General features: G+C 34.6%; 9 protein-coding genes and 1 tRNA gene (1 of these 10 running past the window's edge). 6 read left to right on the top strand and 4 right to left on the bottom strand.

The window, feature by feature from the left end:
* The 3 genes from IGI44_RS09445 to IGI44_RS09435 all read right to left on the bottom strand — a co-directional run.
* A protein-coding gene (locus IGI44_RS09445; RefSeq protein WP_438787507.1) for a tyrosine-type recombinase/integrase crosses the window boundary here: on the bottom strand, positions 1-905 show its 5' portion. The gene continues 220 nt to the left of window position 1, outside the view; only the first 905 of its 1,125 coding nucleotides appear in the window; the start codon lies at positions 903-905; the stop codon falls past the left edge of the window.
* Positions 902-2,248, bottom strand: a complete 1,347-nt coding sequence (locus tag IGI44_RS09440) for a replication initiation factor domain-containing protein (protein WP_438787506.1) — start codon at positions 2,246-2,248, stop codon at positions 902-904. Before IGI44_RS09440 ends, IGI44_RS09445 begins: the two co-directional genes overlap by 4 nt.
* 226 nt (positions 2,249-2,474) lie before the next feature.
* Complete coding sequence (locus IGI44_RS09435) at positions 2,475-2,669, bottom strand: DUF3173 family protein (RefSeq protein ID WP_086303677.1); 195 nt, start codon at positions 2,667-2,669, stop codon at positions 2,475-2,477.
* A gap of 185 nt (positions 2,670-2,854) precedes the next feature.
* On the opposite strand from IGI44_RS09435, the gene IGI44_RS09430 reads away from it, so the two are divergent.
* From IGI44_RS09430 to IGI44_RS09410, 5 genes are all read left to right on the top strand, one after another.
* Positions 2,855-3,379 carry a helix-turn-helix domain-containing protein gene (locus IGI44_RS09430; protein WP_438787505.1) on the top strand — a complete coding sequence of 175 codons (525 nt, stop codon included), beginning with the start codon at positions 2,855-2,857 and terminating at the stop codon, positions 3,377-3,379.
* A 12-nt stretch (positions 3,380-3,391) separates the two neighbouring features.
* The gene (fic, locus tag IGI44_RS09425; protein WP_438787504.1) at positions 3,392-3,994 is read left to right on the top strand and encodes a protein adenylyltransferase Fic; all 603 of its coding nucleotides are present in this window, start codon (positions 3,392-3,394) and stop codon (positions 3,992-3,994) included.
* A gap of 1,163 nt (positions 3,995-5,157) precedes the next feature.
* The gene (locus tag IGI44_RS09420; RefSeq protein WP_438787503.1) at positions 5,158-8,262 is read left to right on the top strand and encodes a DEAD/DEAH box helicase; all 3,105 of its coding nucleotides are present in this window, start codon (positions 5,158-5,160) and stop codon (positions 8,260-8,262) included.
* A gap of 89 nt (positions 8,263-8,351) precedes the next feature.
* Positions 8,352-9,479, top strand: coding sequence for an AbiH family protein (locus IGI44_RS09415; protein WP_438787502.1), 1,128 nt, complete (start codon positions 8,352-8,354; stop codon positions 9,477-9,479).
* Positions 9,480-10,000: 521 nt separating this feature from the next.
* A tRNA-His gene (locus IGI44_RS09410) sits at positions 10,001-10,073 on the top strand.
* A gap of 89 nt (positions 10,074-10,162) precedes the next feature.
* On the opposite strand, the gene IGI44_RS09405 is transcribed toward IGI44_RS09410, so the two are convergent.
* Positions 10,163-10,579, bottom strand: a complete 417-nt coding sequence (locus tag IGI44_RS09405) for a GNAT family N-acetyltransferase (protein WP_438787501.1) — start codon at positions 10,577-10,579, stop codon at positions 10,163-10,165.
* A 253-nt stretch (positions 10,580-10,832) separates the two neighbouring features.
* Between IGI44_RS09405 and IGI44_RS09400 the strand changes: the two genes are divergently transcribed.
* On the top strand, positions 10,833-11,348 hold the full coding sequence (locus IGI44_RS09400) for an isochorismatase family cysteine hydrolase (protein ID WP_438787500.1): 516 nt from the start codon (positions 10,833-10,835) through the stop codon (positions 11,346-11,348).
* Positions 11,349-11,369 lie beyond the last annotated feature (21 nt).

Here is an 11,369-nt window from a genome sequence, read left to right as displayed (position 1 = left end):
TTCTTGCGAACGTGAAATCTTGTTGTTTCCATCAATTTAAATTGAAAGACTTGTGTTGTGTTTCCGTGTGGAAGGTCGAACTTATTGATGAACAATACCTCTTGTTCATTTTTCCAAAATTTCAGCATATTTGCGAGTTTTGAATGAATACTGATTCTGCGGATCGAGCTTCTTGTTTTCGGTGTTGATACAACCGTCTGTCCTTTGATTTGTGAGACATTTTTATTGATGATGATCTCACGGCGATAAAAATCAATATCATTCCAAGTTAGAGCAAGCAGCTCACCAATTCGCATTCCCGTAAAGAAGAGAGTATAGAAAATTAATTCAAAACAGTTTTCTTTTGAATTTTCCTTTTTCAGATAATCTAAGAACTGTGAAAATTCATCGGGTGTCCAGAACTCCATCTCTTTCTTTTCAATTCGAAGATTTTTGATTTTAAAACAAGGATTAGTTTCAATGATTTCTTCATCAACAGCTACATCAAATATTTTCTTTAAAAGCAGAATAATTTTGTTGATCGTGTTGTAACTTAGTTTGCTGTTGTCAATGAGCTCTTCTCGAAATTCTCGGATGTGTGATCTGGAAATATTTCTGACATCCGCATTTTTGAAATGAGGGAGAAGATGGCTTTTGAAATTTGCTTGCTTTGAATAATTGTAAGATGGTTTATGCTCATGTTTAGTTTGTTCAAAGAACAATTCGGCGAGTTGTTCGAAAGTGATAGTATTACGATCTTTCATCAATTTTGTTGTATCAGTTTGTCTAAGCTCGCTCTCAATCATTTTCGCTTTCGCTAATGTGTCGATTCCATATAATTTTTTCCGAATCCGTTTGCCTGTGATTGGATCGACTCCAAAGGACACATCAACCTTGTATTTTCCTTTTACCTTGCTTATCGTCATTGTTGAAAACCTCCTAAGTTCTTTAGAAGCTTTTCAGAATGTGGTATACTCAACTTGTCTAGGGCGGAGTATGCATCGGAAGGATCAATTTCTTCTGTTATGTGTACTTTGCTTTTTTCTTTTTGTTCCTTTTTAAAAAAGAAGGATCGTTCAAAAATACGAATCTGATCCTTATAAGGTTCTGGATCGTCCTTAATGATTTCAATCAATGTTTTTTGTCTTTTATTTAATTCCGCATTTTCAATGATTTGTTCAAGTAGTCTAGCATTCAAATGAGTGTCAACGATCGAGAGAAATTTGAGTGTGGGAGCTACATTATTGATTATCCATGAGGCGCTTCTTGCATACGATACCGCTTTGACATCCAAAGGTAAAGAGATTTTTCTAGCCGCTCCTATCAAACGTTTCCAGTTGTGATCCATTTCAACATCTTTTTCTGTTTTAGGCCGATCGTAAAAGCACAGGTGAGTATTCAATAGTCTATATATGACATCCTCTACATCTTGGTGTTTCAATAACTCTTTCGCTAATTTGTCTGCTTTTTCATGTCGGAATCGTAGTTCATAGCGATTGACGATTCCTGCTTCATCCAATTCAATTCCTTTCTTGCGTTTTTGTTCATAATTTTTTTGATAAAAGCAGAAATGAACTAAACTTTTCTTGGAACCGAAATAGATTGTCGTTCCGTTTGACTCATTATTAGAGATATCTTTTGAGGAGATCACTTCAGCGACTTTGAATTTTGACCAGAATTCCTCTTGTTCGATCTTTTCCTTGATCTCATCTAAATCAATTACGCCTACCGAATCATCCAAAGCCAAATCAATTCGAGTGAAATTCCCCTGATACGTAACTACTTTTTCAAAAAAGTCAAACCAGGTTTCTTTTCTGGATTTGAGCCATCCTCCTAACATCGTGCAGCCTTGCCCAGAGAGTTCTAAAAGAACACCTTTTTCTCGATTCGCATGAGACCTTAAGAGGTTGATAACGTTCAAAAGAGATAGCCGATCATCGTAACCTAAAGGTGCGCTATCGTGAAATTCAAAATGTTTACTTGCAATTCCTAATATTTCCTTAATAACCCACTCGGATTCTAAAGTAGAGAAGTGGATGGAAAGATAATCTATTTTTCCTTTGAGAGGTTCGTCACCTTCAAGGTCGTGAAAGAAGTCGAATAATGTTTCTAAATTGCTTTGAGATAATTTACGTGTTCCAGCTTCTGCTTTAGAGAGCATAGAACGTGAAATGCCAATTTCTTTTGCTAACTCTTTTTGCGATAATCGGTGAAACATTCGGGATTCTTTGATGGCTTCTCCAACTTCTAGTGAATCTAATTTTTCCATTTAATACCTCCGTAATAAGAGTGTGACTGAACAGTTGAAAAAAGTGACAGACAAATTGTTGATGTAACAGTGTTGAGGGGAGTTGTAAGACATAATTGTTTAGTGTTAGCCCCCTGTTAGAATATGGGGCTTGAAGCAGCAAAGCTGCTAGGGTATCGAAATCGCTGTAAAAAAGCTTGCGGTTGCTGGCGCAACCGCGCTTTGCCACAGCGTTTCGACACCTATATTAGTCTGATTCTAGTGGATCAATACCAATCAGCTCTTCGATCGCATGATTCGGTACAACTCCAAGTCTGCGATTTTTATAATAAGAGAAGCCTTTGCTAACTAATAACTGTTTTGAATCGTGAATAATCTTTGCTGCATGATAGTTTGAATAACCTGCTCGAATGAGATCTTTTTTTGAGACGAGTTTTGCCATAGATTCACCACCTTTTTAGTGTTATGAACTAACACTGTTAATGTTTGTCTTTAGTATATCAGGCTTAATCCATTTTGTAAACACTGATAATGTTAGTGTTGTTTACAACCAACATATTTAATGTTACCATTGTGTAGTGGAAACGATATGTAACTCTTTCAAACAAACTTAAAGGGGTTAAAACGATGTCTAACGAAGAGAAAAATTTAGATAAAAAAATTGGAAAAAATATTAAACGGATTCGAAATGATCGAAAAATCACTCAAAAGGAACTTGCCGAATCTTTAGGGATCATTGAACAAACAGTTTCCAAAATCGAACGTGGTGTTTTTTCGCCTTCTTTTGCTACATTACTTAAAATTTGTGAGATTTTGGATACGACGCCTAATGAATTGCTACTAGAAGATAGCGACTGGAAGGACTGGAAGACAGAGCAACTTGAGCAGTTAGATTACTCTGTTACGGGTCTATCTGACAAAATTAGTATCGTTGAAGATCAGTGGGCAAGGGCAGATATGGAAAAGAAAAAAGGGAATATAAAAGGTGAGAGATTCCATCTCGATACGATAATCGGTATGTACGCATGGACGAATGAACATTACCGTGGTATTGCTGATTATTTATATCAAAAAGATTTAAAGATTTATCTTGATAGAATGACTAGTGAAGTTAGAAAAAATAAGATTAGCAACTTGAATCTTTTGGATTAAGGAGTGCTTGATATGCTGGAAAACAAGTTAGGAATTACCGATCAAATAGAACTCGCAAAAGCAGAAGAAAAATTGAGTAAGCTAAAAGCGAAGGAATTATTTGAAACCGGAAAAATCAATGAATTAGAAGTTGGAACATTTCTAGGATTGTCCGAAATTCATCATTATTTATTTTCTGAGATTTATACTTTTGCTGGTAAGGTTAGAGATGTGAATATCGCTAAGGGGAACTTCCGATTTGCACCAGTAATGTATTTAAAAGCAGCACTAGAAAATATTGATCAAATGCCGGAGACGACCTATGAAGAAATTATTGGAAAATACGTTGAAATGAATATCGCCCATCCATTCAGAGAAGGGAATGGACGGAGTATGCGAATTTGGTTGGATTTGATTTTGAAACAAAACTTAGGGAAAGTTGTTGATTGGAGTTTAGTTGATAAGGAAAATTATCTTTCAGCAATGGAGCGTAGTCCTGTGAATGATCTGGAGATTCGATTTTTATTGAAAGAGGCATTGACAGGTATGGTTGATGATCGTGAGATTTTTATGAAGGGTATAGATACAAGTTACTTCTATGAGGGGTATATGGAATATAGGGTTGAAGAGTTATAATTATCATTTATGTAGATCGTTAGTATTAAGATAAAATAAGAAAGTACTTTCTGAGAAAGACTTGTTCGAAATCATAATTGCGAAAAGAACTAATTCTGATTCATCTATTCTATATAGCATATTCAAAGCGATTTATCATTGAATCTAGAGCGATATATAGAACAGACACTCATAAAGCAATCAGACATTTAAATTACAGCTTGTGAAAATTTTTGGACATTACATATTCGCCAAAAAATTTGCATGAAGATTTAAAATGGCAAAAATCAGATTGAACTTACTAAACCATATTGCCAAAAATCTGAACGGGTTTTGAGAAACATCATAAGAAGAAATAGATTATTTACTGAAATAATAGAGACTGTCTCAATAGGCATTTCAAAAAACATTTGCGTCAATGATAATAATAGTTTATTGCTGTACAAGAAATTAGCTCAAAGAATGAGAAAAGCTAACCTAATGAACTATTCCCAAGCCATCTAAAATGAATACAAAGGTTCAAGGATACTAGTTTTAGAATTTCTGTGATTATTTGTTTATAATAGCTTCGATTGTGACAAGAAAGCTGCACGGTTTCTACATGTTGACGAAAGAAATCTAGTGAAAAAATTTTTTCGCTGGAATTGTAAATATTTTATCGTGTTAATTCCAAAATACAGAAGGCAAGTAAATTATGAGGAATTAGGAAATGGTGTCGAAAGCTTTTGCGTAAGAATTTTGAAACGAAAGAAGTAGAAATCATTGAAGCCATGCACTAACGGATTAATTCTATACGTTAGTAAGATTTTCGCCAAAAAATAAGCAAAAGAAATAACATAGTGAGCGACGAGCGGTCATTTAAAAGAGTTCCATTTATGGAGAATACAAGTAAAAGCATTTTTTTGGAATATTAAAAATTTAACGTTCTCACGGGTGAAGGCTTTAAGGCCACTTCTCCACCAACTTTGAACTGGTCAATAAATTTAGATTTTTGTGGTACGGGCTCCATCAGAAGCTATCTTAATAATTGATTTTGAATCTTGTGATTTTTTGAAAATAATCTTCTTTATGTTACTCTGTATGTGAAGAGTTGAGTATAAAACTACATCAAGTCTTGGAGAATATTTTTTTGAGGCTTTTTTCTGTGTGGTTGTAAATTATATCAGTTTGAAATGGAGTACTAAATGAATAAAAAAGAAGATATTATAAATGGTTGGATTACTACAGAACAATTATCTGAAGGGAATATTGATAAATCATTGCGGAAATTTCATGAATCCGAGAATATTCCACTCAATGATCTGTTTGCTAGATTCATGCAAGAACAGATCGAAAAACTGAAGAAAAAAAAGGAATATCCTAAGAAATACGGTTTTGTTGTCTATTTTGATATTTTCAGCTTTCAAGAAATAATGACTATTTTAAGAAAAAGATACGGGATTCAATCTGCGCATGAAGAAACGATCTTCTCCAAAAAATTTACCTTTGCGCTTTACTTTGATAAAGAGTTGGAATTTGTTCCTGAAAAACTATTCTTTACGATTAGTGGTTATATCCGTTATAAAAAGGATTTACCTAAGGATTTCGAAAAAGCAGAAAATGATTTACGTGAGGATCTAAAAAAACAATTTGAAGACAAAGACTTCAATCAAGTTTTTTCAGATTTATTTAAGCAATATAGGGTAGACTTAAGTAATTGCGGCTATGACTTTGTGAAAGATTTGGATGGTGGGGATGTAAACCTACATTCTTTTTTTATCGAGGACTTAAAGAGAAGCCAAGTAATTCAAACTGATAATTTAAATCGTTATTTTTCTGGATTTTCTGGTGAACGTTACAATCTGGATGGTAATAAGCATTCTCCCAATTTCCACCCAACGATTATTCAGGAAATTTTACAGCCTCAGTTTTATCCATTAGGACGCTTCCCAAGCAATTCGGAACATGCGTTATCATTGATGCAACAAGTCGCTGTTAATTTAACACTTAATGAAGCAAATACTATTCGTAGTGTAAATGGACCGCCGGGAACAGGTAAGACAACGATACTGAAGGATATTTTTGCGGATTTGATTGTTCAACAAGCAAAATATGTTTGTGAAATGAAAAATAAATATATTAAAGGGACGTTAGTGTACTTTAAACAAGCAAAGTTAGGATTACTTCCGACCGAACTAGCTAATAAAAACAGCGTCGTAACCAGCTCGAATAATGGAGCAGTTCAAAACATCGTAAATGAGTTACCACTTCAAGAGAAGATAGCTCAAGAATTTGTTGATCATCTACTGGAAGCAGATTATTTTACTAAGGTAGCGAATACGAAATTTGATTTAAGAAAGAATAGTGCAGAGACTACTGAAAATGTTGCCGATGATAAGTTAAGATGGGGGACTTTTTCGCTAGAGGGAGGAAAAGCGGAGAATATTCAGTCACTACTGATACATCTAAAAGCGATTGAGAATGATTTGAATGAAGAGTATCGCTCTGATCCTGATGTATACCAAAATTTTTTGGAGCTTTATGAGACTGTTCTAAAAAGGCGTAATAAGGCCCAAAAATATTTTAGACAAATTCATGATTTAGCTAAGCTAAGGGATAGCTTTGAACAAGACAATCAAAAATATATCAGAGAGCATAAACAAAAAGAAGAAAAACTCGTAATGTTAGAGACCAGAACTCGACAGAAGATTGAACATCTTCAAAAAGAAACAGGAATTTTGGAGGAAATGCTGTCCTCAATTGAATTTGAGCTAATGAAGCTCAATGAAGCGGAAAAACAGATTGGTGCGGATGAACCGGAAAAGCCTCGCTTCTTTTTAGTAAAGAAAATATTCAATCATACGAGTATTACTGATTATCTTGAAAAAATCGAGCAAAGAAAAAACCAATTAGAAATTCTTAAGAAGCAAAAAAGTAAATTAGTGGATGATCAAAAAAGTGAGAAAAATACGTTGAATGCTCTCTTTAGGAAAAAAAGCAAACTTAAAGAAATACTGGGAGAAGAGCAATGCAGCTTCGAGGAATGGCAAATTCTTAATTTAAACAATTTGGGAAAAAAAGAAAAGCAAATATCAGAATTAGAGCAAAGTACACAGAAAAGTACGCTAAAGGAAATAGACTTTTCAGTGACCTATGATGAACTCCAAAATTCTAATCCTTGGTTTACGAAAGAATATCGAACCATGCAGACAGAGCTGTTCATAGCAGCCTTAAAAGTCCGGAAAGAATTTATATTTGAAAATCGTAAGCATTTAAAAGGCTCAATGAATATTTGGAAATATCAGTATAAGTATTGTGCCAAAGAAAACGGGCAAGAGCTAATATCTGAAGCGTGGCATTGGATAAATTTTGTTATTCCCGTTATTAGTACTACCTTTGCGAGTTTCGGACGAATGTTTAAGCACCTTCCTACTAATATAATCGGGAATCTTTTTATTGATGAGGCTGGTCAAGCTCTGCCACAAGCAAGTGTTGGAGCGATATTTAGAAGCAAGAAGATTTTGGCTGTAGGGGACCCTTTTCAAATTAAACCGGTATTAACCTTGGATTCCAGTATATTGAGTCTCATTGCTCAGTATTATCAAGTTGATGAGACTTTCATTTCTTCAGATGCTTCAACTCAAACCTTAGTAGATGCTGCTAGTCAGTTTGGTTTTGAGAAATCGAAAGATGAATGGATAGGTATTCCTCTTTGGGTACACAGACGCTGTGCATACCCAATGTTTACCCTTTCTAACACAATATCTTATAACGGATTAATGGTCCAAGGACTAAAAGGTGAACAAACGCAAGGGAAATCCTATTGGTTCGATATCACTGGTAAAGCAAATGATAAATTTGTAAAAGAGCAGGCTGAATTCCTATCTTCTAGAATAGATGAACATATCAAGCATGATCCAACGTTAAAAGAACAAATTTATGTTGTTTCGCCATTTAGAAATGTTGCATCTAAATTGGTAAATTTCTTAACTAAAAGTGGTTTTGTTAGGATTGAGAAGGGAAAAGCAACAAATGTCGGTACGGTCCATACTTTCCAGGGGAAAGAGGCGAAGATTGTTTACTTTGTATTAGGTGCGGATGAAAGTAGCAAAGGAGCTGCAAACTGGGCGGTGACTGAAGCAAACATTACAAATGTCGCGGCAACACGTGCGGTGAAAGAGTTCTATGTGATTGGAGACAAATCACTGTACGCATCATTAAATAGTGAAGTTTCAAATAAAACAATCAGTATTATTGATGAGTATAATAAAGAAGTGATGCCTGTAAAAAAAGACGCATCAATCCTGTAGCCAAGCCTAAAACATAGTGTAACGGTGCTTAGAACAGTCATATGAAATAAGTCATCTGATAGTTATATTAGTTAGAAGGAGAAGTGAAAATGGGGTATAATAAATTAGCTATAATTGGAAATGGGTTCGATATTGCCCATAATTTAAAAACAACGTACCATGATTTCTATAGTGAGATGCCTGATGATTTGAAGAATGATTGGGAGACCTTGTTAGGTGAGTTTAAGATTGAGAAGGATACATGGACAGATTTTGAAAAGATGATAGATAAACTTACCAACGATTGGTTTTATAGCTCTGAAGGATTCTTTTTTTCTAGTGCTAATAACGAAGAAAAGAATACAGCGAAATTGGAGGCAAAAATAGATGAGATTAACCATGTTTTCAATCGACTATCAGAGGAGCTTCAAAACTATTTAACTAATGAGAATAAAAAAGAGGTAGACGTGATACCATCTGTAAAGAAATACCTAGATACCCATACAAAGGCGATAACATTCAACTATACAGACACAGCGAATTTGTATTTGAATGACACATACCATATTCATGGATCAATCAAAGAAGATTATATTGTTCTTGGGTATAAATTAAGAGTTGAACATACTGGTATGCCCAGCGAAGCAACGAGTTTTTTTAAAAGCAAATTAAGAGAGCTGCTCAATTTCAAAAGATACCTTGTAAAGCTTGGCTTATCACCCTCAGAGCAGGAAAAATATGAAACTGAGTTTTTTCCACATTTGGAGCGACTTTTTACTGGAAGAGGAGGATATTGTTTTGATTATTCTGAGGAAACAATGAGTTTGTACCAAGAGCATTTGAATTTAACCAAAGAGGGTTTCAGTGTATGGCAATATTTTGGAGAACCTAAGAGACAAAATCTTAGTCTAGAATTGGAAGAGCGGATGAAAAAGGAGCGATGCAATCAAATCTCTGAAATAATCAATGATTATGGAGAACAGAATAGTTTTTCGACATTTCCTATCGTTACAGGAGTGAAATTTGAGGACATAGAGGAACTTATCATCATGGGTCACAGTTTGGAAGCTGATGAGGAAATAATAAGTGAAATTATCAGGAGCTTGACGAACTTAAATAGGGTGAAGATATTCATTTATAAAGGTGAAACGGAGAGAAATATAGCGGTTAAGGAGAATTTAATTAGAAGCTTAAGTGTTTCAGAGAATATAAAAATTGAACGAATCCCGTATTTATAATATATAATCATAACTTCGTTTTCATTCCTATTTATAACTAGTAACACGTAATTTTGTTACTTTAAATGTGGCTATTTTTCTTAAAATTTTAAACAATTCAGGAAATTCCTTCAAGATAGCGGGTAAGCTAGGCGCGGATAGAAGCTCCATAATTTACTATGATAGATGAACCAACTTTCCTTTCATTTAGAAGGGGGATAACCAGTGGTAATAAATTCAATGGAGGGAAATCTTCTGTTATACATTTTGGCATTTATATATCGTTTTTAGAGCATACCATATTCTGTTGCTTCTTTATACGGACCAATCATGGACCATTTCATCAAAATTATCACTATTTTTATAAAATTAAAACGGACCTAAACGGTGATATAACGCTTTTTCTATTTCAAAGAACTCACTTTTGTCCAACTCAAAATCCAGTGCCCTCACGGGCGTGCCGGTTCGACCCCGGCCGCCGGTATAAAGAGCTAAGATGTTATTTCATCTTAGTTTTTTATTTGAAATTAAATAGGGTAATGGCGGATGTGGCGAAGTGGTTAACGCATCGGATTGTGGCTCCGACACTCGTGGGTTCGATTCCCATCATTCGCCCTAATGAAGACTCAGCAGATTTCTGCTGAGTCTTTTTTTAAGAAAAATTGCTAGTAGTTGGAATAATGTGCTAATTGGTTCACTCATCTTCAATTAAGTATTTTTGTGAAGAAAACTCGCTTTCCAGTGAGAGGATACGCCTCTAATATAAACGCTTCTTGGTATCCATGCTTTTTGTAGAACGCCGGTGCTTGAAAGCTAAAGGTATCTAAAAAGACGAAGTTACAACCTCGTTCTTTTGCTATTGACTCAGCCTTCTCCAAAATTTGGCTTCCAACAGATTGTCCTCGCAAATCCTCATTTACCCATAGAAACTCTATTGTAAGCCAGTTACCGTGTGTTTCTCCCATAAGTCCAGCAATTATATTTCCTTGCTTATTTCGCAGATAAATACCTAACTCTTTTGGATTTTTATCTTCAATTCTTGCAAGATTAAAGTCTACCAGCTTTTCTAATATTTTAGCCTTATCGTTATCGTCAATTTTATCTGTGATTTGAAATTCCATCTTTTTCTCCTTAGTAGTCTATATTTTGTAAACTCATTGGATAATATAAGGATAACAGTTATTGATGCTTCAGTCAGCAAAGATTCAGGCTGGTAAATTATAATGATTTCAGAGAATCAGGTATTTGATTGTTTCTATGATAATTTTGCAAAATTTCTGATATGTGAAGTTAGACTAATTTGCTTGACTCTCTTGTAATGAGAGGGTTTAAACTTATACGAACAACTTCTAACTTAATTTATGGAGGGATTAAATGACCAAAAAAATGTTACTCATTCTAGATGGACAGGTTGGCGTACTTAATAGAATTTACAGAAAAGCTGAAACGATTTCAACTATTAACACACTTATTGCTTCTTTTACAAGTGCCCAGCAGACTATCGTTTTTACTCGACATACAAATAAAACTTCGTTGAGCGTTGGGACAAATTCATGGAAACTCGATTCTACTATCAATTGTCCCGAAACTTCGATTTTTTTTGATAAAAAAAGAAGTAGTGTTTTCGCTGAGCCAGCTTTTATAGAGTTATTGGAAAAAGAGAATGTAAAGACAATCTATGTATGTGGGTTTGTTACAAATGGCTGTGTGCAGGCAGCATGTTTAGAGGGGAGATCAAAAGGCTTTGATACCAAACTATTAGCAAATGCTCATAGCACATTTATTAAGAATGCTAGTAACGTAATTGATACGTGGAATCAAAAAATAGCCAACTCAGGCATTGAAGTATTGAGCACTTATACCGCAATAAAGCAAATAGGGGAAGAGTAACAATAAACTGGTACTGCAAGA

The sequence above is a fragment of the Enterococcus sp. DIV0756 genome (assembly GCF_051710745.1).
Taxonomy (GTDB): Bacteria; Bacillota; Bacilli; order Lactobacillales; family Enterococcaceae; genus Enterococcus_A.
This window is presented reverse-complemented; position numbering and strand designations above follow the sequence as displayed.

Coding starts and splice junctions, on each gene's coding strand:
- IGI44_RS09440 (WP_438787506.1), bottom strand. CDS start 2,248: ATGGAAAAATTAGATTCACTAGAAGTTGGAGAAGCCATCAAAGAATCC.
- IGI44_RS09435 (WP_086303677.1), bottom strand. CDS start 2,669: ATGGCAAAACTCGTCTCAAAAAAAGATCTCATTCGAGCAGGTTATTCA.
- IGI44_RS09430 (WP_438787505.1), top strand. CDS start 2,855: ATGTCTAACGAAGAGAAAAATTTAGATAAAAAAATTGGAAAAAATATT.
- fic (WP_438787504.1), top strand. CDS start 3,392: ATGCTGGAAAACAAGTTAGGAATTACCGATCAAATAGAACTCGCAAAA.
- IGI44_RS09420 (WP_438787503.1), top strand. CDS start 5,158: ATGAATAAAAAAGAAGATATTATAAATGGTTGGATTACTACAGAACAA.
- IGI44_RS09415 (WP_438787502.1), top strand. CDS start 8,352: ATGGGGTATAATAAATTAGCTATAATTGGAAATGGGTTCGATATTGCC.
- IGI44_RS09405 (WP_438787501.1), bottom strand. CDS start 10,579: ATGGAATTTCAAATCACAGATAAAATTGACGATAACGATAAGGCTAAA.
- IGI44_RS09400 (WP_438787500.1), top strand. CDS start 10,833: ATGACCAAAAAAATGTTACTCATTCTAGATGGACAGGTTGGCGTACTT.